General features: G+C 69.1%; 25 protein-coding genes and 1 pseudogene. 22 read left to right on the forward strand and 4 right to left on the reverse strand.

Annotation, left to right across the window (positions count from 1 at the left end; genetic code table 11):
- Nucleotides 1–4 precede the first annotated feature (4 nt).
- Genes C4B68_RS06920 through C4B68_RS06935 form a run of 4 tightly spaced genes read left to right on the forward strand, consistent with a single transcriptional unit; the run spans nt 5 to nt 3,469 of the window.
- A complete protein-coding gene (locus tag C4B68_RS06920) occupies nt 5–877 on the forward strand; it encodes a hypothetical protein (RefSeq protein WP_240634204.1) in 873 nt (290 codons plus the stop codon).
- The gene (locus C4B68_RS06925) at nt 874–1,923 is read left to right on the forward strand and encodes a hypothetical protein (protein WP_099498525.1); all 1,050 of its coding nucleotides are present in this window, start codon (nt 874–876) and stop codon (nt 1,921–1,923) included. The genes C4B68_RS06920 and C4B68_RS06925 overlap by 4 nt, the downstream gene beginning before the upstream one ends.
- Nucleotides 1,920–2,660: a coenzyme F420-0:L-glutamate ligase gene (locus tag C4B68_RS06930; RefSeq protein ID WP_099498526.1), complete on the forward strand. Its 741-nt coding sequence runs from the start codon at nt 1,920–1,922 to the stop codon at nt 2,658–2,660. The genes C4B68_RS06925 and C4B68_RS06930 overlap by 4 nt, the downstream gene beginning before the upstream one ends.
- The gene (locus tag C4B68_RS06935; protein WP_099498527.1) at nt 2,657–3,469 is read left to right on the forward strand and encodes a shikimate dehydrogenase; all 813 of its coding nucleotides are present in this window, start codon (nt 2,657–2,659) and stop codon (nt 3,467–3,469) included. Before C4B68_RS06930 ends, C4B68_RS06935 begins: the two co-directional genes overlap by 4 nt.
- Before the next feature lie 153 nt (nt 3,470–3,622).
- Here C4B68_RS06935 and C4B68_RS06940 read toward each other — a convergent pair.
- Nucleotides 3,623–4,156: pseudogene (locus C4B68_RS06940) on the reverse strand (SGNH/GDSL hydrolase family protein); the annotation flags it as partial.
- A 311-nt stretch (nt 4,157–4,467) separates the two neighbouring features.
- Here C4B68_RS06940 and C4B68_RS06945 point away from each other — a divergent pair.
- The 7 genes from C4B68_RS06945 to C4B68_RS06975 all read left to right on the forward strand — a co-directional run bounded on the left by C4B68_RS06945 (nt 4,468) and on the right by C4B68_RS06975 (nt 8,315).
- Nucleotides 4,468–4,785, forward strand: a complete 318-nt coding sequence (locus tag C4B68_RS06945; protein WP_099498529.1) for a hypothetical protein — start codon at nt 4,468–4,470, stop codon at nt 4,783–4,785.
- A gap of 501 nt (nt 4,786–5,286) precedes the next feature.
- A complete protein-coding gene (locus C4B68_RS06950; RefSeq protein ID WP_099498530.1) occupies nt 5,287–5,757 on the forward strand; it encodes an NUDIX domain-containing protein in 471 nt (156 codons plus the stop codon).
- Nucleotides 5,758–5,759: 2 nt separating this feature from the next.
- Complete coding sequence (locus C4B68_RS06955; protein ID WP_099498531.1) at nt 5,760–6,005, forward strand: phosphotransferase; 246 nt, start codon at nt 5,760–5,762, stop codon at nt 6,003–6,005.
- Nucleotides 6,006–6,168: 163 nt separating this feature from the next.
- Entirely contained in the window at nt 6,169–6,528 is a 360-nt protein-coding gene (locus C4B68_RS06960) for a phosphotransferase (RefSeq protein WP_099498532.1), read from the forward strand.
- Between the two features lie 110 nt (nt 6,529–6,638).
- Nucleotides 6,639–7,205, forward strand: a complete 567-nt coding sequence (locus tag C4B68_RS06965; protein WP_240634206.1) for a peptide deformylase — start codon at nt 6,639–6,641, stop codon at nt 7,203–7,205.
- Between the two features lie 17 nt (nt 7,206–7,222).
- Nucleotides 7,223–7,741 (forward strand): hypothetical protein, encoded by a 519-nt coding sequence (locus C4B68_RS42415; protein ID WP_206337070.1) that lies wholly within the window; start codon nt 7,223–7,225, stop codon nt 7,739–7,741.
- A gap of 34 nt (nt 7,742–7,775) precedes the next feature.
- A complete protein-coding gene (locus C4B68_RS06975) occupies nt 7,776–8,315 on the forward strand; it encodes a hypothetical protein (RefSeq protein ID WP_099498534.1) in 540 nt (179 codons plus the stop codon).
- A gap of 153 nt (nt 8,316–8,468) precedes the next feature.
- Here C4B68_RS06975 and C4B68_RS06980 read toward each other — a convergent pair whose 3' ends face one another.
- Genes C4B68_RS06980 through C4B68_RS06990 form a run of 3 tightly spaced genes read right to left on the reverse strand, consistent with a single transcriptional unit; the run spans nt 8,469 to nt 11,344 of the window.
- A complete protein-coding gene (locus C4B68_RS06980) occupies nt 8,469–9,050 on the reverse strand; it encodes a GNAT family N-acetyltransferase (RefSeq protein WP_099498535.1) in 582 nt (193 codons plus the stop codon).
- A gap of 15 nt (nt 9,051–9,065) precedes the next feature.
- Nucleotides 9,066–9,947, reverse strand: coding sequence for an aminoglycoside phosphotransferase family protein (locus C4B68_RS06985; protein WP_099498536.1), 882 nt, complete (start codon nt 9,945–9,947; stop codon nt 9,066–9,068).
- Nucleotides 9,944–11,344, reverse strand: coding sequence for a helix-turn-helix domain-containing protein (locus C4B68_RS06990; RefSeq protein WP_099498537.1), 1,401 nt, complete (start codon nt 11,342–11,344; stop codon nt 9,944–9,946). The genes C4B68_RS06985 and C4B68_RS06990 overlap by 4 nt, the downstream gene beginning before the upstream one ends.
- A gap of 162 nt (nt 11,345–11,506) precedes the next feature.
- Between C4B68_RS06990 and C4B68_RS06995 the strand changes: the two genes are divergently transcribed.
- The 11 genes from C4B68_RS06995 to C4B68_RS07045 all read left to right on the forward strand — a co-directional run bounded on the left by C4B68_RS06995 (nt 11,507) and on the right by C4B68_RS07045 (nt 22,259).
- Complete coding sequence (locus C4B68_RS06995; protein WP_099498538.1) at nt 11,507–12,007, forward strand: ATP-binding protein; 501 nt, start codon at nt 11,507–11,509, stop codon at nt 12,005–12,007.
- Between the two features lie 619 nt (nt 12,008–12,626).
- Nucleotides 12,627–13,316: a DUF6415 family natural product biosynthesis protein gene (locus tag C4B68_RS07000; RefSeq protein WP_240634207.1), complete on the forward strand. Its 690-nt coding sequence runs from the start codon at nt 12,627–12,629 to the stop codon at nt 13,314–13,316.
- Nucleotides 13,317–13,628: 312 nt separating this feature from the next.
- Nucleotides 13,629–14,120: a LuxR C-terminal-related transcriptional regulator gene (locus C4B68_RS07005; protein WP_099498540.1), complete on the forward strand. Its 492-nt coding sequence runs from the start codon at nt 13,629–13,631 to the stop codon at nt 14,118–14,120.
- A 95-nt stretch (nt 14,121–14,215) separates the two neighbouring features.
- Nucleotides 14,216–15,274 carry a methyltransferase domain-containing protein gene (locus C4B68_RS07010; RefSeq protein WP_240634208.1) on the forward strand — a complete coding sequence of 353 codons (1,059 nt, stop codon included), beginning with the start codon at nt 14,216–14,218 and terminating at the stop codon, nt 15,272–15,274.
- Nucleotide 15,275: 1 nt separating this feature from the next.
- A complete protein-coding gene (locus C4B68_RS07015) occupies nt 15,276–16,118 on the forward strand; it encodes an SAM-dependent methyltransferase (RefSeq protein ID WP_099498542.1) in 843 nt (280 codons plus the stop codon).
- Nucleotides 16,119–16,421: 303 nt separating this feature from the next.
- Nucleotides 16,422–17,789: a phosphotransferase gene (locus C4B68_RS07020; protein WP_099498543.1), complete on the forward strand. Its 1,368-nt coding sequence runs from the start codon at nt 16,422–16,424 to the stop codon at nt 17,787–17,789.
- Nucleotides 17,786–19,012, forward strand: coding sequence for a bifunctional class I SAM-dependent methyltransferase/NUDIX hydrolase (locus tag C4B68_RS07025; RefSeq protein ID WP_099498544.1), 1,227 nt, complete (start codon nt 17,786–17,788; stop codon nt 19,010–19,012). The genes C4B68_RS07020 and C4B68_RS07025 overlap by 4 nt, the downstream gene beginning before the upstream one ends.
- A 24-nt stretch (nt 19,013–19,036) precedes the next feature.
- The gene (locus tag C4B68_RS07030; RefSeq protein WP_099498545.1) at nt 19,037–20,002 is read left to right on the forward strand and encodes a hypothetical protein; all 966 of its coding nucleotides are present in this window, start codon (nt 19,037–19,039) and stop codon (nt 20,000–20,002) included.
- 8 nt (nt 20,003–20,010) lie between these two features.
- Entirely contained in the window at nt 20,011–20,667 is a 657-nt protein-coding gene (locus C4B68_RS07035; protein WP_167459028.1) for a 2'-5' RNA ligase family protein, read from the forward strand.
- Between the two features lie 103 nt (nt 20,668–20,770).
- Nucleotides 20,771–21,994 (forward strand): methyltransferase, FxLD system, encoded by a 1,224-nt coding sequence (fxlM, locus tag C4B68_RS07040; protein ID WP_099498547.1) that lies wholly within the window; start codon nt 20,771–20,773, stop codon nt 21,992–21,994.
- 58 nt (nt 21,995–22,052) lie between these two features.
- Nucleotides 22,053–22,259 (forward strand): FxLD family lanthipeptide, encoded by a 207-nt coding sequence (locus C4B68_RS07045; protein WP_099498548.1) that lies wholly within the window; start codon nt 22,053–22,055, stop codon nt 22,257–22,259.
- The last annotated feature ends 21 nt before the right edge of the window (nt 22,260–22,280 follow it).

The raw sequence follows: 22,280 nt of genomic DNA on the forward strand, positions 1-22,280 counted from the left end.
CGCCGTGGCGACCGGCCACGTCATCGCTGCCCTGGAGCTTGCGTCGGGGCTGGACCCGGGCCCGGCCGCCGCGGCGTCCGGCCGGCTCCCCGGCGGCTGGCACCTCTCCGGCTCCAGCGGCGTGGGCGGGGACTGCCCGGTCGTGGCGGTGGCCTGCACCGCTGGTGATCCCGCCGTCACCGTGCAGGGGCGGACGGTTCGTATGCGGCTCAGCCATGCCGCCGCCGGGTCCGCCACCCTCGCCTACGCGACGTACACCGCGCTGGAACGGGCGCGACAGCAGCGGCAGATGCTAACCCTGCACGCCAACGCCGCCGTCACCCCGAGCGGGCGCGGCGTCCTGCTGCTGGGCACCAAGGGCGCAGGCAAGACCAGCGTCACCCTGGCGCTCGGCGAGCGCGGATGGACACACGCCGGCGACGACCTGGCCATCCTGGCCGAGCACGACCCGCAACTACTGCTGCACCCGGGCAAGACGACCGCCGCCGTCCGGGCACAGGATCCACAACTGTGGCAGGCCCCGAAGCCCGTCATCGCCCTCACCCCCTTCACCCGTGTTCCCGTCCCCCTCGCGGCGGCCGTCCGCCTCACCGTCCACCCCGCCATCCCGCGCCCGGTCCTGGTGCCAGCCACACCGTTCTCCGCGAACGAACAGCTCCGCCTCCACGAAGCCCTCGCCCGCTACATCAGCGGACTCCCCACCCCGCTGACCGGCCCCAGCAGAGCACCGTACGGCCCCGTCTGGCCACTCGACACCCCCCGACTGGCCAGGTGGCGCGCCCACCTGATCGCGCGCCTCGAACAGCACCCGTACGCCTACCTCTACGCCCCCGATCCGCAGACCGCCGCCGATCTCATCACCGAGGAGTACGCGTGACGCCCGCCGCCGCGATCCTGCCCAGCCGCGATGAACCCGCCACCATCGCCGCCGTTACCACGGCCGTCGACGCCGCGCTGAACGACCCGTGCGCGATCATCGTCCACGCCGATTCCTCCGACCACCCCGCGACCAGCGACCACTTCACCGCCACCCCCACCCGCGCCCGCAAGATCAGCCTCACCAGCCTCCCCCGGGGCAAGGGCGCGCAGATCCTGGAGGCCCTCACCCATCTGCCGGACACGGCCGGCCCCGTCCTCATCGCCGACACCGACACCCGTAACCCCGACCCCGCCGTGTACCGCGAACTCCTCGCACACGGAGACCACGGGTACGCCATCGCCGACTACCCGCGCTACTGGGACGAGGCCAACCTGACCTCCCACCTGGCCCGCCCGCTGATCGCCGCCACCACCGGCCACGACGTCCCCCAACCGCTCGCCGGCGACCTCGCACTCTCCGCCCGCGCCCTCCGCGCCGTACGGACCGCCGCCAACAGGGCGGACGCCCAACTCCGCCCGGCTGTCGACGGATACGGCATCGACGCGTTCCTCCTGCTGACCGCCGCCCCCACCGGCCGCCTCACCTCCGTCACCGTGCTGGCCCCGAAGACGCACGCCGCGTCGTTCCCGCACCTGCCACATATCTACGCTCAAGCCGTGCCGGTCCTCCTGGCCCTCACCGCCGGCTGGCCCCACCAGCTCGCACCGGGAGCGAGTGCTCCGCCCTACCGTCCCGCGCACCGCTCCCTCGACCACGGCCGCCGCGCCGCCATGGTGGCCGCGCTCGATGCATTCGCACCCCCGGACCCCCGATACGATGCCTGTCCGTGGCCGCAGGCAGTGGCCGACGCCTGGCACTCCGTCAGGAACGGTGCCGACCCTCACGAAGCAGCGCACGGATTGTGGCCGCACTACGTCCACCGCGTCCGCACCTGGCTCACCTCCGCGACACCGCCGGATGAACGGGCGGCGCAGCTCGCCGCCACCCACACCCGGCTGTTCGGCGTCCTGACCACCCACTCCACCCGGAGCCGCCTCTCATGAGCACCCCGACCAGCGCCTTCAGCGCGTTCGCCCTGGAGCCCTTCCCCACCATCGCGCGCGGCGATGACCTCTCCAGCGTGATCACGAATGTCCTGTCCGCCCAGGCCACGAAGCTGCAGCACGGCGACGTGATCGTTGTCGCCTCGAAGGTCGTCTCGATCGCCGAGGGACGGTTCGTTGATCTCGCGCGCGTGACCCCAAGCCCGGCCGCCCTCGAACTGTCCGCGCGCACCGGCAAACCGGCCGAGATCGTGGAACTGATTCTCAGCGAATCGAGCGAGCACTTCGTGGCCGGGGCGCGCGGGCCGATCATCGCCCGGCACCACCTCGGGTATCAGCTGACATCGGCCGGCATCGACCGCGCCGGGACCGACGGGGCTTGGCTGCTGCCCAAGGACCCCGACGCATCCGCCCGCGCGCTACGCGACGCGATCACGGCGTTCACCGGCGTCACCGTCGCCGTCGTGATCGCCGACTCAGACGGGCGTGCGGACCGGCGCGGCGCCACCGTCATCAGCATCGGGGCCTCAGGCATCGCGCCACTGCGCGTCACCGAGCACGCTGAGCCCGACGGCAAGACCAAGCGGCAGGAGGAGACTCTGACCGACATGGTGGCGGCAGCTGCCGGCCTGATCCTCGGACAGCGAGGCCGCGGCGCCCCCGTCGCCGTGCTGCGGGGCATCGCCTACGAACGCAGCGACGAAGGAGTGACCGCGATGCTCCACGACGCGCCGTGACACGGCTCGCCCTGCTCGGTTCCCCCGTCGACGCCGCGCTGTCGCCTGTTCTGCACCGGGCGGCCTACGCTGCGATGGGCCTGCCGTGGACGTACCACGCGATCGCATGCCAACCACAAGATCTGCCGCGCTTCCTTGGCACCCTCGACGGCAGCTGGCGCGGCTTCTCCCTGACCATGCCGCTCAAGCGAACCGTTGTCCCGCTCCTGGACGAGGCTTCAGAGACGGTCACGCGGATCGGAGCGGCGAACACCATCGTCGTGACACCCAACGGCCGACTCATCGGGGAAAACACCGACCTCTACGGCATGATGCAGGCTCTGCTCGAGGCAGACGTGACCACCGCCACTACCGTCACCGTGCTCGGTGCGGGTGCGACGGCCTGCACAGCTCTCGCCGCCGCGCGCGAACTGGGCTGCGATCAGGCACTCGTGATCGCTCGCGACACAGCCAGGGCCCATGTCCGCCTCGGAAATACGGCTGAACGAATCGGCATCATGGTCAACATCGAACCGTGGGCAGCCGCCGGGCACCACCTAGCCGCTGACCTCGTCGTCTCCGCTCTGCCACCCCACGCCGCGGATGCCCTCGCATCGTTGTGGACACGAGGCACCGGCACCCTCATGGATGTCGTCTACCGTCCGTGGCCCAGCCGTTTCGCGCACGCCGCCCAAGAAGCCGGGAGGTGCGCAGTGGGTGGGCTGCCGATGCTTGTACACCAAGCCGCACGACAAGTCGTCCTCCAGACCGGACACTCCCCAGCGCCGGTCACCGAGATGCTGCTGGCCAGTCAGCGCGAGATCCATTAGTTCGAGTGAGGCTGACCAAGCCATCAAGTCGTCAGCATGAGCCCCGGCGCCATCGCAGCCCTGGCTCTGCAACAGGGTCCGAAGAGACAAAACTCAAAGCAGACAGGGCGGGCTGGTAGCCGGGGTGCCGGAGCTCGCCGGCCGGCATCGACGCTACGGGGGGCACGAGGTGGTGGGCCGGTAGCGGGCGAAAATCGGGCCGTACACGGTTTGCGCACAGTCGCGCTCCAGGAGCCGATAGTCCAAGAGCATCTCGACGATGCGGTGCTCGGCAAGGAGTCGCTCAGCGTGCTGGAGCAGGACGGTGTCGCCGAGTTCGGTGAGGTGGACGCCGTCGCTCCACACTCGGCCCGCCTGGTCGTCGGCGGGCAGGTGACGGGCGACGGCGGTGAACGGAGTCCACACGTCCAGGAGCAACGCGCCGTGCGCGGCGGCAGCTTTTCGGGCGGCCTCGTTGCAGCGGGCAAGCTCGATGTTCATTGCGGTGACGATCCCGGGGTCCTCGATCGGACCGAACGGCGTCTCGCTGACGACGATGACCTGCCGGGAGTAGCCGGTGAGCTGCTCCAGCATGGTGGTGATGTGCCGGGTGTACTCCTCAAGGTCGACTGCCTCTGACAGCCGGTTCTGGAAGCGGCGCCAGACATCGTTGATGCCGCAGCCAAGGAACACCAGGTCGTAGTCAGAGCTTTCGGTCGCCCGGTAACAGCTTCCACGAGGGAGGCGACGTCCCGGCTCGTGGCACCGCCCTCGGCGTAGTTGCGGACGTCGACGCTGACGTGGGCGTGGGCGTGGGCGGCGCGCAGTGACAGCGCGAGGATGCCCACGCGCACGACACCTTCATCCAGGTCTATGACGCCGACGCCGTCCCCGACGCGGCCACCCTGAACGCCTTCGCCGGCGCCGCCGTAGCCCACCGGACACACACCGGCCGGACGCCGGCACTTATCCAGCAACAGCGGCTCCCTCTGCTCACCCGCCGCCCCTTCCCGCGCGGCATGGCTGGCCTGCTGCTGACCGAGGAGTGGGTCTACCAGCTGCGGCGCTCCCTCGGCATCGAGCTCGCCCGCGTACGCCTGCACCAGTGGCTCACTTACTCCCGGCTCCCGGAGCTGGTCCGGATGTGGCTGCGGCCGATGGTGTACGCCGTCGGCTGCGGCATGGCCGTCCACCTCCCGGCCCTGCGCCAGCTCGGCGGCTTCCCCGAACCGATGGAGACCTCGGTACTGGGCACCGCCTCTCCCTCCTCGGCCCCGACTTCGCACCGTCCACCGCCCTGGTCCTCGACGAGCCCTACACCGACACCGCCGGACTGACCAACCTCCACGCGCTCGCCTTCACCGCCTCCGCACGTCCCGACCGCCACGCCCGAAAGGTCGCCCACCTACGCAGCGCCCTGCCTCGGCCGGCCAGGGCCGCCCTGACACTGCGGGAGTGTGCGGACGAAGCCGCCTGGCTCCTCGGCGCACCACTGCTGACCGCCGCCGTGGCCAGCTCCTGGTGGGCAGGCCCTCTCTGGGCCGGGCTCGCCGCAGCCGGCATCCTGCTCCACGGCCCCATCACTACCACCCGGCTGCTCGCCCTGGCACCGGCTCTGCACCACAGCGTTATCCCGCCCGCCGCCACCGAGCCACCGCCGCGCGCCGCGCGCCGCCCCAGCACATCCGATCGCGCTCGTCGCGGCCAGCCCATTCCAGCCCTTCGTCCGGCTGGCCGGACCCTGGCAGCTGATCTGGGCCAAGGCCAGCGGACGCCGCCTCGGCTTCGGTAAGACTGAACGCTGAACACCTCACCCCCCAGCACGAGTAGGAGCCCCCATGGCTGAAACCGTTACCGCGACAGTCCGCAACGCAGCCAAGGCCGTCGTCCTCCATGACGGCCGCGTCCTGCTCCAGCGCGCCCACTGGGAGGGCCAGGACTGCTACTTCCTTCCCGGCGGAGGCCAGCCCCCCGGCGAGGCCCTCGACACCACGGTCCGCCGCGAGGTCCACGAGGAGACCGGCCTGGACGTCACGCCCGAGCGCCTACTGTGGCTGCGCGAGTACATCGGCGCCCATCACGGCGGCACCCCAGAGGACCACCGGGTTGAAGCGATCTTCCTGTGCCGGCCCGAAGGCGACCCGGGCCAGCTCGGCGGCCACGCCGAAGACGACGTACAGACCGGGCTGGAATGGGTGGAACTGGAGAAGGTGCCCGGCCTCAACCTGCTGCCCCAGGGCCTGCGGGGTCCGATCGCCGACCTCGCCCACGGCGAGCCTCCCACCCGCTACCTCGGCGACATCGCCTGACGGTGGGGATCGACGGCCACGTCCCCGACGGCGCCACCGAAATCACCACCGGCCAGGCCAACCGCGTCTGGCACATGGGCGGACGCGAGCCGTACATCCTCAAGCACTACAGCGACCCTGCCCGTACCGCCAACGAGGCCGCCGCCCTCGCCCTCCTCACCCACCACCGGGGTCCCAGCCCCCGCCTGCTGCACGCTGACGTCGAAAGGCAGCCGGCCTGGACCGCCCAGAGCGTCGTCCGGGCCTAGCCCGTCCCCGCCGACCAGTTCCTGGATGAACTCGTCGGCCCCCTCGCCGCAGTCCACGCCATCCCAGGAACACACTTCGGGCGCTTCGCCGGAGCCACCCGCCACCACACCTGGCGGGACTACCTCCACGACCGCCTAAACCTCTACACAGCCACGGCACCCGATCTCGTCAGTCGCAGCAGCCCTCCGCCAAGACCTCGACCGAGTGAATCCCGACATCGAGCCCCGGCTACGCCACCACGACCTTCAGCCCGGACACCTCGTCCGCGTCCCAGAGGGCCCACGGCTACTGCTGGACTGGGAACTCGCCGCTTTCGGCGACCCAATGCCCGACCTCGCCCGCCTCGTCGTACGTTTACGCCCGCGCTCGCCTCAGCCCGTGCTCACCCATGAGCCTGCTCCAGCCGACCAGGGGCGCCTGTACCTGTACTGGCGTCTCCACCTCCTCGCCGATGCGGCTCTGGCCACCGACCCGGGAGTCCGCGCGCACGCCCTGACCCTCACCACTGACACCATCACATGATGTGAACAGCCGCGGGCCCGTCACCGGCCATCGAGGCCGAAACGAGCCGCCTCGTAGCGCACCGTGGGGCAGAATCCCGATGACCTTCCACGAAGGGGGAGTTGATCCGAGTGCGACCCAGCCAACAGATGCGCGACCTCGGCATCGTCCAGTACGGCGCCCCCATCCTGGCCGAGACCGCCCGCCCCTTTGGACTCCCTGACGCGCGGGAGACCGCCGACACCGTCATCAGCCAACTCCTCGACGCCATGGAACGCATCCACCGCGCGCACGACTTCTCCGGCAAGGGCCTGGGCCTGGCCGCCCCACAGATCGGCATCGGCCGGGCCGCAGCCGTCGTCCAGCCGCCCGGCGCCGACCCGATTGTGCTGCTCAACCCACGTATCACTGCCGCCTCCGACGAGATGGACGAGAAGTTCGAAGGATGCCTGTCGTTCTTCGACGTACGGGCCCCGGTCCCCAGGCCCATGCAGATCACCGTCGAGACGGTGACGCCGGACGGCAGCACCGCGACCGCGGTCTATGAACGGGGCGAGGCCCGGCTCATCTCGCACGAGATCGATCACCTTGACGGTCTTCTGCTACTGAATCGGTTGCGGCCCGGCGTGGCCCCAATCCCCGTCGAGGAGTACCGCAAGACGGCCAAAGCTACCGGCCGGGCCTGGTCATACGAGTAGAAGAGGCAGGCAAGACCGTGGGCAGGCACGCACAGCCCGGACCGCCGGACCAGCCGTCCCAGGCGATCCCTGACATCGAGCCCAACGACCCGCTCACTCCCCACCGGCACAGGCGTGCGCCGATGGACGTCTACCGCTGGCACCGGCCCGTCGGCGGCGAGGCCATCCACGTGCGGCCCGAGGAACCATTGGTCCTGGAGTCCTGGGACGGCGTCCTCGCCAAGACCCTGCCCGCACCGATCGACGCCGCACAACGAACCGGGCTTCGCGGCGCCAGAGCCGTCACCAGTGAACTGCCCGCACCCGCAGCCGGGGCAGTTCATGTCGAGCGCAAGGTCCCCGCAGCTGGCGTCATCATGGTTGCCCGCCAACGGCTTCGCGTCGGCCGCACCTACGCCGGGGAGATCGTCACCGTCCATGTCGAGGACACCTACTTCCGCATCACCTTGAACGGCGCAGACCTCTCACTTCACCCGCGCAAAAACCAGCACCCGATCACCCGGTTCAGAGCAAAGATCCACGCTCCGAAACTCTGAGCACGCCAAGACTGCGTGTTCTACGTTGATCGACATGAGCGCGTCGGGACGGGGCTACCGCTATGTCGGGCCGCACCATGTGATCGCTGCCGTCAAGGCAGCGGACGGCGGTGCCACGATCCGCACAGCCGCCGACTTCGCGGACTGGGTGGCAGCCCGGTCCGCCGAGGAACTGGAAGAGCCCTTCACCTTCGTCGTCGGCACGGACGGTACTCTGCGGCTAGCCCCACGCCGCAGCGAACACGTCGCCTGCGCGAGCGGCGATCGGGTGCTAGGCGCTGGCGAAGTCAGCTTCTACCGCGACGCCGGACGCTGGGCGGTGAACGAGGTCACCAACCAGTCGACCGGCTACTGCCCGGACGTTGCCTCATGGCCGTCTGTCGAACAGGCACTGGATCAAGCCGACCTCGACCACCCGGACTGCTTCACACACGCAGTGGTCTTCCGTCGGTGTCCCATCTGTCAGGAGCACAACATCGTGCGAGAAGGCCACTTCGTCTGCGTCTTCTGCGACGCAGACCTACCCCGGCGATGGAACGTCGATCCGAACGCGGACCACTCAGACGGGCCCTGAGCTCGTCCACCACAGCACTGCCACCAGCTCCTTCGGCCGGCTTCGGACCTCGGCTGCCCGACCATGTCCAGTAAGCCTTGAGCCTGTCAAGGATGTGATGAGTCAGAAGTGTCAACCGAGTCCTGAGACCTCACACCACACCTTGGTGTCGGGCTAGTGATCTGGTTCGGAAGGAGTCGTACACCGGGTGGCAAACTGCCACTCTCGGTCGAGGATCGCGTGCACGACGGAGTCCCGCCACTGCCCGGCCTTCAGGACGTGTTCGCGGATCACTCCTTCCTCGACCATGCCAGCAACTGCCATCGTCTTGGCCGACGCGTCGTTGAGAGGGGACCGCGCTCCCCAGATGCGATGAAGGCCCAGGTCGTCAAACCCGACACTGAGCAGCAACCGCACCGTCTCCACGCCGTAGCCGACGCCCCACGCGTCTGGGCGCAGAGCGAAGCCCAAGGTGGCTCCGCGCTGCTGATGGGGATCGGTGGCAAGGCGGCCAAACCCGATCAGCTCGTTCGTGTCCAGTTCGATGACGGCGAGCGCGTACTCCGTTCGAGGGGTCGCGGTGGTGGAGGCCATCGACCGGGCCACGATCTGCGCAACCTGTTCATGGGTACGCGGTTCGAACGACAGGTGTTCCGTAGCCTCGGGGCTACCGTAGATGGCGAGCACCGCATCCACGTCCTCAATGGCGAGTTCGCGCAGCGCGAGGCGTGGGCTGGAACGTCCGACCGGATACATGGAACACGTCCTCCGCTACATGATCCCTTTCCAGCGCCAGGGGCGCGGCTCTGCGCGGCCGCGCAGGCAGTCGACGCGATACTGAGCCTCGGCTTGCCACTGGGGACGCGTCGCAGCGTGCTGGGCCGCATAGGTGGTCATGCGTAGCTCGCGGGCACCGGCGAGGAGGTCGTACCCCTCCCATTGCGTGACGTCCGTGCCGTACGCCGCACAGAACTCAGCGTACTCGGCCGCGGTGACGGCACTGGTCGTGGTCATTTTGACCGCGGTGGACACCAGGTCCCACTCTGGCGGCCCGACGGAGGCCCGCTCGAAGTCCAGCATTACCGGTCCGGCCGTCGTGCGTACGACGTTGCCCACCCACGCATCACCGTGCACGACGCACTCGGGCAGGCCATGGGGCCGGTGCTCCCAGTGCTCGCGAAGTTCCGCATGCCGATCCCGCAACCAGGCGCGATCGTCCTCCGACAGCGACGTGGCCGCCTCGATCCGCTCGGGCACACGGACGAACGGGTCCAGCCGGTCGAGCGGCAGGTCCGGGACCGGCAATGGGTGAAGTTGCTTCAGCAGCGTGACGACATCCATGACGTTGCCGGTCTCATGCGCCGGAAGCTCGACCCAAAACGTCACGGGCCGTCCGGCAGCCTCGACGGGCTGCTCGGCCGGCAGCGCGCGGACGGCCGACACCCCGTTGTCGGCAAGCCACCGAGCCACGAGGACTTCACGCACCGCGGCGTTCCACTGGCCTGCGCGGGCGATACGGACGACCACATTGCCGGGGAGGCGCCAAATCTCGTTCTCGGCGATGCGAACGGGCTCGGCGCCTGCGGGATCAAGCCCGGCGAGGGCGCAAGCCTCTTCCACTACGGCACGGGCGGGTCCAGCCGAGATCGTCATGCCTGCAAGGTAGTCGTGATTCGCTGCCGGAGGTGTGCCGCCTCCTCCAACGTACGGTGCTCTGCGGCGAATCGGCGGAGTTCCTTGAGGTCATCGCCCGCCCTGCGCGAGGTGAGGCGCCCGACGTCGCTGAGCGCCTTGTGGCCGATAGCAATGGCCTGCATCGGGTCTCCCTTCGCCATAACGAGCGACGCCAGCTTCGTACGGGAAATCCCACGAGAGCGGGCGTAGTCGTCGCTGTGCCCAGCGACCGCCGTTGTGAACCGTTCCGCGGCCCGACCCGGGTCCTGGTCGGCGTGGATGGCAAGGTCCCAAAGCGCATGGGCTGTGTCGCCGTGGTGCTGCGCCTCGTCGTAGTACGCCATCCACGGCGGGTCCTCGGCCGGGTTCGAGTGGGCGAATGCGTCATCGGCCGCGCCGACCGAGGCCAAGGTTCCCTGTACGTCGTGCATCTTCCCGAAAGCGCGGGCGCGGGCGCTGTGCAGCATGGCCTGAATGGTCGGGGTGAGCCGGTCGGAGCGCACCAGCCCTTTCTCGGCGTAGGTCAGGCCCTCGTCCGGATCGCCGAGCCAGATCGCCTGACGAGCCAGGAAGGAGAACGTCTTGGCTCGCAGCCACCAGTCCCCCGCCTCCTCCGCACATTCGGACGCGACCTTGAAGGCAACCCGGGCTTCATCGTGGGCGTAGGCATCGAAGTGCGTGGCGCCGACGACGATGCCCAGCCGCGCGACGCTGCCGAGGATCTCCGGACGAAGCCGTGGTGGGCAGTCGACGGACAGCAGCTGTACTGCCCACTCCATCGAGCGGCTGGCGAAGTCGCCGACCAGGCCCCCGCCACCTTGGGCGTTGTCCCAGCGGTGGATGCCGTCGGCGATGAGGCGCAACTGCTCAAGCTCGGTGGGGCGAATCCGCTTAGGGAGCTCTGGCGGTGCGGCCGGGGCTACGAGTCTGGCTAGGTCTATCGGGGTGATGGCGGCAAGGCTGGTGGCGGCCAGGAAAGCGCGTCGGTCCACTGGCGGAAGGCTCCCAGGTAGCGGGACTGAGGTGTCTCTGCCCAGGATGCGTCCTTCGTGGACTTGAAGGGTCCCCTCCACCGGCCCCCGGCGGGCACTATCCGCTTCGCGCCGCTTTTTATCCGCATCGCCAAACACCATGCCCCAGGCGCGGGTGAGCACCCCGCCGGTCTCGAGGACCGCGTCCAGGCGCTCCGCGAGGTCGTACCGGCACCGGTACTGCCCCTTCTCCATCTTGGAGATCACATCCGGGCTGACCTGCACCATTGGCCCTAGCTGAGCGGCACGCAAACCGGGATGGCGCTTGCGCCAGTAGCGCAGTTCGGCACCAAACCACTCCTGCGGTGAGGCGTCTGGGTTGAGCACCTTCTCTGGCTGCGGCATCGACGGTCCCTGGGTCGTGATGCGGATATCTCAGGTCTCCGCATCCGGATCTGCACGCGGGTCTCGCGGCCTGACTGAATGGTGGCCGACCGGTTCCGCACCAGTACACACCGCAGTCAAACCTCGTTGCTGAGGATTCCACCAGACCGAAGTGGACCTGTGATGGCCGACCTCTTGGAAGTATCCGCTGCGCCAGCCACCGGCGTACGCGCTACGACGCGCAGTACCCCGGGACATCTGGCGATAGACCTCGATGTGACCGAGCTGGCCGTGCCCATCGTCAGGACCATCGTGCGCGCCCACCTGAAGCTATGGGGCCTGGCTGATCTGACCGACGGTACGACCTTCGTGGTTACGGAACTGCTGACCAACGTCCTGCGGCACGTACAACCCACCCTGCGCACCGGGATGAGGAACACGCAGCTGACACTCACCCGCCTCCCCGGGGCACTGAACGTCTGCGTGCGCGACTTCGATCCCGCGCTGCCTAAGCCGACTCGCGCAAACGATGAGGCTGAGCACGGCCGGGGGCTGCCCCTTGTCATGGCGTTCGCCGACGACTTCGGCTGCTCGCCGTTCAAGGGCGGGAAGGACGTGTGGGCGACCTTTCTTATCGGCAACAACGGCACGAACGGGAATCCGCAGGCGCGGGAGACGTCATGACGGGCCGGGAGACGTCCAGAGAGCGCACGCGCCGGTTGGGCGGGCCGACGCCGCCCTCATCCACGTCCCCTCGGCCTCAGGAGTGCTGGTTTACCAGATCACGATGCCGTCGACCGTATTACAGCTACTGCAGCCGGCGCAGAGGGAGGAGGAAGGACGAGCGGCATGACGTCGCAGCCCGCCAGTTCACCCGTCCGTCGAGCCAACTCTCCTTTGCACAACGTCTGCTTTGCGACGGCAAGTGCGGTCTGAACGTTGATTCGACTCGTGGGACGTCCCAGGACGTCCCGACCGGGTCCTGCGAGGCGGTACTGGTGTCTCCGCGCCCCTTGGACGATGGCCATGCGTGCCTCACCTGGATGAACCGCCCTTGTCGGCGAGTGGCGGCTCGAAATGCCTCGGCGGCTCCTCTTTGGGGGCCGACGAGGTGACGCCCCGATCGCCAACTTCACATCTCACTAATGGAGTTGCCCTTATGCCTCGCACCACTACCTCGGCCCCCACAGTCGGCGGTGGGCAAGTGGACGGCGTGTCCTGGCCAGAGGGCTCACTCAGGGAACTGGGCCGTGACCTGAGGACCGTTTTATCGACCCTCGTACCCGGACCGTCGCCTCTCTCGGTGCAGGAGACCCTTCATCGCGAAGTGACCAGACTAGTCTTCGCCGAGACTGCCTCCGTCAGCGAAGACCCGGACGAGCGACACGTGCAACTGCTGCTCGTGCGTGGCCACTTGATGCGACTGCTCGGAGCAGTCGTTCCTGTCGATGCCAACGAGCCGCCTCTGGAAGACGATCGACTGGTCGTACGCGTGCGTGCCCTACTCGACGAAGAGATTCCCGGCGAGGCCGTGCGTGCGGCGTCCCTGCACCGGCGGATGTCCGAGGTCGGGCGGGAGCTGCTCGCAGTCCTTCCTGTTGTCGACGCCTCTGACGACGTGGTGGACGGCTGGGGCAGGACTGTGTGCGCCGGGTTCGATTCGACGCGTATCCGTGAAGCCATTCGTGCGGCGAAGTCCTGGGAGCAGGCAGGGGTGTACCCGCATCCGCGCACCCTCGCGGCGGTCACGCAAGCGCTCAGCGGCTACGTCACGACGCTCGTCCCCTACGTCTCGATCCACTTGGAATCGCTCTCCGCCGGGAGTCGAGGGTGGTCCGCATGCGGTGAGGTGATCGAGCGCTCGCAGGAGGCCCGCGACGTCGCTCCGGGAGAGGGGCTCAAGGCTGCGAGGGAGCACGCATTCCGTCTCGCGGTCCACACCGAGGCGCTCCTCCGCTACGCCGAACAGGACTGCGAGCGGAACGGTGAGTGACATGGCCAGGTCCTATCGCGCTGCGCACCCTCAGCGGATGCCCCGTGCTCCGGTCTCCCCACTGAATTCGGGCTCACGCCGGAGAGGCGAGCCGGCCCCAGGGCGCGTTCGACGTGGCTGGCGACAGGCTCGCGCGCACTGGGGCGCCGTCCTCCTCGCTACCGCTATCAGCCTGCCCACCGTATGCGTCCTCGCCGAACTCGCCATGCAGCTCTACGGCGGGTCGTAGCTCACGCCCCAACGAGCCGACCAGCGAAGTGGGCCGGCCCCGATATGACGACGACTGTGCCAGAACACCGAAGGAGTAGGACCATGCCGGCCCAGGACGAGACCATCTCGCCGCCGCTTTCCCCTCAGGAGCGGGAGGCTCTGCTGGGCATCTCTCAGGGAAGGACGACCGCAGAGACGGCCTGCGACATGGGAGTGTCCGACAGCACGGTCAAGACGTACATCCTCCGGATCGGCGGAAAGCTCGGGACTTCGGAGCGTGCACGCATGGTAGATCTCGCCTACCGTCTCGGGCACTTGGACGTCCCCGTGCCCGTGGACTACGTCGTCGAGCTGCCCAAGGAGCAGCGCACAGTCCTGGCAGGACTCGCCGGCGGAAAGACCGTCGAGGAGATCGCGGCCGACGAGCAGCGTCCGCTAGACGGTGTGCGCAAGGACGCTCGACGCCTGCTGCGGGCGCTGGACGCTTCCTCGGCCGCGCACGCGGTCACGCGAGGGTGGCAGCTCCGTCTCCTTGGCCACGCGACCGACCGTGAAAACTCCGGAAACGTCGTAGCCATGGCAGGACAGGCATGAACGCCCGCGTCGAGGCCGGCAGCCTGCGACCGGGCAGTGGCCACGTTCACCAGCACGCGGGGGACGTATTCAGCTGCGATCGGCGACAGGACTTCGTGCCCAACGTGATCCGTACGCACCGAGGTGGGCGCTGGCGCAGGGTGGACCGGAGCAAGAACGCCGGCGAGTGGGCGAAGTTCGTCCATCGCTCCGAGATGCTCGTGTTCGACGTCGACGACGGTGGGGAGGGCGGCCCCGGCATCGTCACGGGAGTGATCCCGTCCAGAGAAGACGTTGCGGCGCGCCTGGCCGCGCTCGCTCCAGTGCCGGGGACGGCCGTTGCCGAGATCGGTACGGACTGCGGCTGGACGGCAGCCTTGTTGGACCACCGCCTCCAGGGCGGCCAGGTGGTGACGGTCGCGGACACAGGACGTCTCGCCGAGATCGCCCGGCAGCGCCTACGCCCCTACCCGAGGGTGCGGGTGGTCAGCGGGCCGGAGGCCGGGGTCTTGGGACCGGCGGATTCGTTCCACGGGCTCCTGTCCCATCGTGCGGTACGCCGTGTGCCGTGGGCGTGGGTCGCCCGGGTTCGTCCGGGTGGCCGGCTGTGTCTGCCCGTCCGTACCGCTCTGGGCGGATCCAGCACACTGCTGGTCCTGACCGTGGCGCGGGACGGGGCGTCGGCCGGTGGACGTTTCCACGCCGGACCGGCTCCGCAGACCGTGTGGCTGCGCGAGCACCGCCCTGGTGAGGGCACCCCCGTCGAGTCGCAGGGCAGCCCGAGGGCGTCGCAAGCCCTGGACGCGAAAGGGGTGCACGTACGGCCGGCGGCCCGGTTGTTCGCCGGCCTGCTTCGCCCTGACCTTCGGATGCAGTTCGTGCGCGGCGTTGCGCAGCTCGAAGGCGACGTTGCCGACCGCCTGCGTATTCATGACCACCATGCGTCTCGGGCAGTGGTCTTCCTCCACTCCCCCCGCATCTACGAGTGGGGGCCACGCAACCTCGGCTCCGATCTGTTCGACGCGCTCGGTCAGTGGCACGCGGCCGGAGAACCAGAGGTTGAGCAACTGGGCGTGACGATCACGGAAACGGAACACACGCTGTGGCTCGGCGCACCGGACGGCCCGTCGTGGCGTCTGCCCGAACTCCACATCATCAACGGCGAGGTGGAGTGAGATGCGACCTGACCACCCGATGTTCCTCCATCCCTCCGCAGCGATCGCCGAGTTGCAGGCACGGCCGTCAAGCGCCCGGATGCAGAACTACCTGCTCGGCGGGCGAGACCACTACATCGTCGACCGTGACGGGGCCCTTCAGGCGGCCGACCGCATGCCGTTCCTGGAGAGCGCCGTCCGTCACGAGCGCAGGTACGTGCTCCTGATGGTGCAGACCCTGGCCATCGCGGGCATCCGGCAGCTGGTCGACTTCGGCTGCGGCCTGCCCCACAACCCGACGCCGGTGGATGTCCTGACCCGTATTCATCCCGATGCCCGCGCCGTGTGCATCGACAACGACGTGCTGGTGCACACCCACGCCGACGAAGGGATGACGGCCAAGGCGCCCGCTGTCGTTGAGAGCTTGTGCGCCGACGTACGCGACCCCGAGCCGATCCTCGCTTCCAAGGAAGTCCTGGAGACGATCAACTGGCGAGAACCGGTCATCCTTCTCCTCGGCAGCGTGCTCCACCACGTCGAGGACACGGCGGCGCAGCCCCTGACCGTCCTCGTCGACCAGTACAAACGCGTCGCCGCCACCGGCAGCGCTCTCGTCATCACGCACGCCACTGCCGACGTCTCGGGCAAACCCGTGCGCAGATTCGCCAAGATCATGACGGCGGCAGGCTGCCCCGTCCACCTGCGGACGAAGGAACAGATCACCCGGCTGTTCGACGGCTGGCAACTGACCTCCCCGGGCCTGACCGCGCCACAGACACTGGCACTCGAATACCCGGTCCTGCCCCAGGCCGCGTCGTACGCCGGCACAGCCCGAAAGGAGTCCGCGCATGGCCGAGCTGTGTGATCAGCAGACCGGCGTGATCAAGCCGGTGACCAGCCAACTCCCCATGGTGTCCCGGCTAGACTCCGTGGCGTCCGGAAACGGCCACCCGGGCGTCGCGGTCACTGACGCTGGACGTCACGTCTGCACCCCGGAGAATCGCATGCCCAACACCCGCGCGTTCCCGCGCGTTCCCGTAAACCCCCGTGTGGGGCGGTTAGCCAATGCCACACCCCGGTGCCCGGACGCGAGTGGGCGTCGGCCGCACCCCCGTCGGGCAGGCCAGCGGTGAACGGGCAGACAGCCTCGCATCGGGGCGGGGACGACATGGCGCAGCGCCACCGGGAACCGGTCGACGTCCATCTCATCCTGCGGCGTGGCGGCGAGGTGCTGCTGAGCCGGCGGGCAGGCGACACCTACGCTTCCGGCCTGCTGCACATGCCCTCCGGGCACCTCGACGGCGACTTCGAGGACGTGGTCGCCGGGCTGGTCCGGGAAGCCGAGGAGGAGCTGGGCATCATCATCCGGCCGGCCGATGTCCGCGTAGCGTTGGTGATGCAGCACCGCAGCCCCGCGGGTTACAACCGCACCGGCTGGTTCTTCGAGGTCACCCGGTGGATCGGCGTCCCGCGTATCGCCGAACCGGACCGCTGCTCACAGCTGGACTGGTTTGCCCTCCACGACCTGCCCGACGACATGGTGGCGTACTGCCGGGCCGGCCTGGAGGCATACCGGGACGGGCACTCCTTCGCGCTGCATCTCCAGGAACCCGACGACCCGATCGCCTACGACGCGAACGGGCCAAGCCGTCTGCACCCCTTGCCCTCGCGGGCGCCGGACCCGTACGCCGTCCTGGGCGAGCAGCTCGGTACGTTCGCTGAACAGACCATCGGCCTGCTGACGGAGGTCACGGATGCCTCCTGGGCGCGGGAGGCTTCCCGCGTGTGGCGGCTGACCGGACGCGACAGCGGGAGCTGGTTCCTGAAGGTTCACCAGGGGCCCAAGTTCCACCAGCGTGAGGTGGGCGCCCTGAGAGAGTGGGCCCCGGCCCTCGGAGCCGGCCACGCCCCACAGCTCGTCGCCGCCGACCCCGAACAACTCGCCGTGATCGTCAGCGCGCTTCCCGGCCGCGTACTCCACGGCGCCGACCTGAGCATGGCCGCCTGGCAGTCGGTCTACCGCCAGCTCGGGCAGCTCCTGCGGGCCCTCCACCTCGGCGAGCCCCCGATGATGGCGCAGGCCCTGGGCGGGCTGGCCAAGCTGGAACGGCACCTGGCGGCGGCCGACGGGCTCCTCGAGCCCGGGGAGGAGACGCTGGTGCGGTCCCTCGCCCTTCACCTGCCCCGTGTCCCGCCCGTCCCCCATGGCCGTCGCCACGGTGATGTACAGCGGCGCAACCTGCTGCTCGACGACCACGGGACCCTGGCCCTCATCGACTGGGAACGCGCGGAAATCGGGCCCCTCGTCAGCGACTTCGTACGCATCGCCGACACCTGGATTGACGCGCCCGAACTCGAAGCCGCCCTGTTCGACGGCTACGGCCGCACGCTGTCCCCGGACGAGGCCCAAGCGCTCAAGGGTCTGTCGGCCCTGGACGCGCTCAGCGGCATCCAGTACGGCGCCGCGCACGGCGACCCCGAACTCGTCGAGCGCGGGCATCGCACCCTGCACCGGCTCCGGAAGGAGGCGGCATGACGACATCCGATCCCACGACAGCGGAGCGGGTGAATGAGGATGCCTGGCGTGAGTACGGACGCAGGCAGCTCGACCGCGGCTACCAGCCCCCGGAGGTCACCGAGATCGACTGGGGGTTCTGGGGCACCGGCCCCGGCACCCGCGTCCTCGGCGACGTCGCCGGCTACCGCGTGCTGGACCTCGGCTCCGGGGCCGGAGTCCACGCCGCGCATCTCGCCCGCGACCACGCGGCCTTCGTCGACGCCATCGACATCTCCCCCACCCAGCAGCAGCGCGCCCGGAACCGGTTCGCCTCCCTGCCAGGCACGCGGTTCCTGACCGGTGACACCGTGTCCCACCTGCGCGAGAGTGAACCCTACGACCTCGTCTACTCCGTGCACGGCCTGTCCTACATCGACCCGCACCGGCTGCTGCCCGCACTGCGCGACGGGATCCGGCCGCACGGCGGACGACTGGTCTTCTGCACCCTGCACACCAACCTGAACGGACGTGGCCCGTCCCCCACTGTCACCGCCCGCCAGGAGGAAGTGCGGCTGGCGAAGACCGCCCCGATCCCGGTGCAGATGTGGATTCTCGCCCCCGAAGTCTGGGAGCGCCTGCTGGCCGAGCATGGTTTCGCCGTCGAGTCCATCGACCTCTTGCACGCCCCGGGCGCCGACAACCCGGTGGTATGCCAGCTCATCCAGGCCCGCCGTCTTTCGCACGCCGACGCGCCCAGGGTGGTGGCTCAGGAGCGAAGCCATCGGCCACCGGTCGCCCAGGCGGCCCTGGGGGTCGGCATCATCGTCACCACCCCGGACGGCCGCGTGCTGATGGGGCAACACCGCCTGGGTACCTACGAGTTGCCCGGCGGCAAGGTGGACGCATTCGACGGTGCCGGCGAGTCCATCGAGACCGCTGCGATCCGTGAACTCGCCGAGGAGACCGGCCTCGTGGCACACCCCGAGGACGTCCGGGTGCTCGCCGTGCTTCTGGACGCGAGGCACAACCTCAACCGCCTTACCGCCGCGGTCCTCATCCACCGCTTCCAGGGCACACCGACCGCCAAGGAACCGAAGGTGGTCGCGCAGTGGCAGTGGCGCCGCCTGGACGATCTGCCCAGCCCGCTGTTCGTGCCCTCCGCCCAGGTACTCAGCTTCTGGCGCCCCGACCTGCCCATCGACCACCCGCCCGCCCACCGCTATCCCGTGCGTTTGTCCCCGTCCGCCTCGGCCGCGCACTGACCACGACGCAGAAGGAGTCCCGCCGTGACACCGGCGCTGTTCCGATTCGGCACGTACAACCTGTTCAACCTGCAGATACCGACCACGCCTGACGCGAAGCAGCGCTACGAGCTGATCGTGGGAAACATCCGCTCCGCCTTCCAGAACCGCACGGGCGTCCTCGGCGTCCAGGAACTCATCGGCCCCACCAAGAGCGATGCCCAACAGTTGCTGCGTTACCTCGCCGAGGACACCGGCCTCATGTGTGAGGTGATGCCGGTCCGCGGGAAGAGAGCGATCCCCGCTCTGGCCAGCCAGGCACCCGGGGCGAGTGCCCACCGCTTCCACGTCGGCCTGCTGTGGACCTCCGACATCGAGCCGGTCCCCGGTACCTTCCGCGCCTACGAGGGCGGCAGCGACTTCTGGCACGGACTGGCTATGGCCGACTTCCAGGCCGGCGGCCCGGTGCCCACCCGCTGGTGCTCCTACCACGCCGACCCCTTCCGCCCAGAGCGGCGCCTCCAGGAGGCCCACCGCGTGCTCTCGGTGTTCCAGGAGCCCGACGTGGCCGGCGGCGTCGCAGCCGACTGGAACTCGATCAGCGCCGACCGCCGCCCGGACGGCTCGTACTACGACCCCGAGCCCTACCTGGAGCAGAACCACCGCAAGCTGCGATACCAGGTCACCTTCGACCCCAACAACCCCGACGCTCCCAAGCGAGCGAACCGTGAGGCCGGGGAGTTCCTGCGGCGCGACCCGGGAGGGCTGCGGGACAGCGCCGCCATCTTGGACGTGCCGTGGCAGTGGTCTTGCGGGCACTGGATCGACGCCAAGGGGCGAGCCGACGACTTCGGCCGCCGGCGCATCGACACCCTGCGCGTCACGGAGAACGTCGCCGCCACCGCTCGCGCGCACCGCACCCACTACGGGCCTGACGCCGAGGCCGCCTCGGACCACCTGCTGGTCACCGCCGACTTCGCCCTGCACGAGTTGGGGGTGACAGCGGCATGAGGGCTTTCATGAGTGCCGGCCGGCGGTGGCGTGCTGAAGGCGCTCCCGCCGAGGACAGCGTCCGCCCGCATGTGCTGTGGCTGCCGCCGGCCGAGGTGATCGACTACTTCCGGCAGGTACGAGAAGTCCTCGCTCCGTACGAGGACATCGTGGCCCCGGTCGCCGACGACGACCTGCACTGGACCATCCAGGGCGCCCTTTCGCACGACTACGCAGACGAGCGCGTCGGTCCCCGGCAGCTCAAAGACGCCGCCGAAGCCCTTCGGATAGATCTGGCCGAACAGGAGCCGTTCACGATCGACATCGGCCCGGTCTCGCTCAGCCGCAGCGCGATCCTCGCCCGCGTCTGGCCCCATGACGCCTCCTCGAACCCGCCGCTGCACCTGAATCTGCGAGTCCGAGCCGGCCTGGCGAACGCCGGCCTGGTCCTGCCAGAGGCCACCGAGACGTACTTCCCGCACATGTCGGCCGCCTACGGGAAGGTCGACACCCACTACCTCAACCAAATGGACCGGGCAGACGCCCTCGCCTCCTCCCTCCTACGCCGCGCTCGTCATCACGTGACCGTGCGCGTCAAGTCCGTGTGGCTGGTGATGGAAACCCAGCATCCCGACCGCCACGCCTACACCTTCGAACGTATCCAGGAGCTGCCCCTGGGTCGCTGAACAACAGCCGGCTTCCGCCAGCCGGCATCCATCGCCGAACCACCCTGCAGTTGACGCCGACGCCGGAGGCGAAGGCGCACGAGGCCCCGTAAGGAACCCCTCTATGACCGATGTGACCGTGGCCCCTGACGAGGCCACCCGGCTCCGCAACAAGGTCGTCGACCAGCTCAAGGAGGACGGCACGATCGTGTCGCCCGCGGTCGAGGCCGCCATGCGCAAGGTGCCCCGGCACCTTGCCGTACCGGAGGCGTCGCTGGAGGACGCATACAGCACGTACAACGCCGTGATCACGCAGGAGGACGAGCACGGTAATCACACCAGCTCGGTGTCTGCTCCGCAGATCCAGGCGATGCAGCTGGAGCAGGCCGGCATCCGCCCGGGTGACAACGTGCTGGAGATCGGCACCAACGGGCCGAACGCTGCCTACCTCGCGGAGTTGGTCGGGCCCACCGGTCAGGTCACCACTGTCGACATCGACCCCGCGCCCGCCGACCGAGCCAAGCGGTTCCTCACCGAGACCGGCTACACGGGCGTCAACGTCGTCGTCGCCGACGCCGAGAACGGCCTTCCCGAGAACGCCCCCTACGACGCGATCGTGGTGACGGTCGGCGCCTGGGATATCCCGCCTGCCTGGATCGACCAGCTCAAGGACGACGGTCGGCTCGTCGTGCCGCTGCGCATCAACGGCCTGACCCGCACCTACGGGTTCGTCCGGCAGTCTGACCACCTCGTCGCCACCAGCGCCCACGTGTGCGGTTTCGTGGCGGCACAGGGCGCCGGCTCCCACACGCAGCAGGTCATGCAGCTGCCCGGAGAGGAGGGCGTCACGCTGCGCTTCGACGAGGGTTTGCCCGCCAACCCCTCTCTGCTGGACGGCGTCCTGAACAGCGCCCGCGCCGAGACGTGGACCGGGGTGACCGTCGCCAGCCAGGAGCCCATCGGCACCCTCCAGATGTACCTGTCCACACAGGTCCCCAAGTTCTGCTTCATGTCCACCAACCCCGAGTTGACCACCGGCAAGATCGGCCCCACGGGCAACAGCTGGTCCATGGTCGCCATCGACGGGCCGCACTTCGCCTACACCCTCGTGCGCCGCGACACCGAGAAGAAGACCGCAGAGTACGGCGTCCACGCCTTCGGGCCCGACGCGGCCGAGTTCGCTGAGCGAATCGCCGACATCCTCCGCACCTGGGGCGAGAAGGTCCGCGGCGCTGACGGCCCGCGCATCGCCGTCTACGCGGCGGGCACGCCCGATGACCGGATCACCGGCGACCGGATCATCGACAAGAGGCACAGCCGGATTTCGATCTCCTGGCCGACCGTCTGAACCACGGTGCTGCGCCAGGGAGTTCTGCACCATCCCATCGGACAAAGAGAGTGATCGCATGACCACTGCCGTACTCGACCACCCCACCGCCCCGGCCGTGCTGCCGGTCGACGGCCTCGCCGACGACGACTTCGAGCTGGACATCAAGGTCGTCATCTCCGAGAGCCCCCTCACCGTCTTCATGTGCCCCACCAGCGACGGCTGCGGCAACACCTGCGAGAACGGGGCCAGCGCCTGCCAGTCCTCCATCGAGGACGCCGCCTGACACGTGGCGTCCGCCGGGGCG

Origin of the sequence: Streptomyces dengpaensis, from assembly GCF_002946835.1 — a bacterium.
GTDB lineage: Bacteria > Actinomycetota > Actinomycetes > Streptomycetales > Streptomycetaceae > Streptomyces > Streptomyces dengpaensis.

What these genes read in the sequence shown, in the direction of transcription:
- C4B68_RS06930 (WP_099498526.1), top strand. Translation starts at nt 1,920, where the DNA reads ATGAGCACCCCGACCAGCGCCTTCAGCGCGTTCGCCCTGGAGCCCTTC.
- C4B68_RS06945 (WP_099498529.1), top strand. Translation starts at nt 4,468, where the DNA reads ATGGCTGGCCTGCTGCTGACCGAGGAGTGGGTCTACCAGCTGCGGCGC.
- C4B68_RS06950 (WP_099498530.1), top strand. Translation starts at nt 5,287, where the DNA reads ATGGCTGAAACCGTTACCGCGACAGTCCGCAACGCAGCCAAGGCCGTC.
- C4B68_RS06975 (WP_099498534.1), top strand. Translation starts at nt 7,776, where the DNA reads ATGAGCGCGTCGGGACGGGGCTACCGCTATGTCGGGCCGCACCATGTG.
- C4B68_RS06980 (WP_099498535.1), bottom strand. Translation starts at nt 9,050, where the DNA reads ATGTATCCGGTCGGACGTTCCAGCCCACGCCTCGCGCTGCGCGAACTC.
- C4B68_RS06985 (WP_099498536.1), bottom strand. Translation starts at nt 9,947, where the DNA reads ATGACGATCTCGGCTGGACCCGCCCGTGCCGTAGTGGAAGAGGCTTGC.
- C4B68_RS06990 (WP_099498537.1), bottom strand. Translation starts at nt 11,344, where the DNA reads ATGCCGCAGCCAGAGAAGGTGCTCAACCCAGACGCCTCACCGCAGGAG.
- C4B68_RS06995 (WP_099498538.1), top strand. Translation starts at nt 11,507, where the DNA reads ATGGCCGACCTCTTGGAAGTATCCGCTGCGCCAGCCACCGGCGTACGC.
- C4B68_RS07005 (WP_099498540.1), top strand. Translation starts at nt 13,629, where the DNA reads ATGCCGGCCCAGGACGAGACCATCTCGCCGCCGCTTTCCCCTCAGGAG.
- C4B68_RS07015 (WP_099498542.1), top strand. Translation starts at nt 15,276, where the DNA reads ATGCGACCTGACCACCCGATGTTCCTCCATCCCTCCGCAGCGATCGCC.
- C4B68_RS07020 (WP_099498543.1), top strand. Translation starts at nt 16,422, where the DNA reads ATGGCGCAGCGCCACCGGGAACCGGTCGACGTCCATCTCATCCTGCGG.
- C4B68_RS07025 (WP_099498544.1), top strand. Translation starts at nt 17,786, where the DNA reads ATGACGACATCCGATCCCACGACAGCGGAGCGGGTGAATGAGGATGCC.
- C4B68_RS07035 (WP_167459028.1), top strand. Translation starts at nt 20,011, where the DNA reads ATGAGTGCCGGCCGGCGGTGGCGTGCTGAAGGCGCTCCCGCCGAGGAC.
- fxlM (WP_099498547.1), top strand. Translation starts at nt 20,771, where the DNA reads ATGACCGATGTGACCGTGGCCCCTGACGAGGCCACCCGGCTCCGCAAC.
- C4B68_RS07045 (WP_099498548.1), top strand. Translation starts at nt 22,053, where the DNA reads ATGACCACTGCCGTACTCGACCACCCCACCGCCCCGGCCGTGCTGCCG.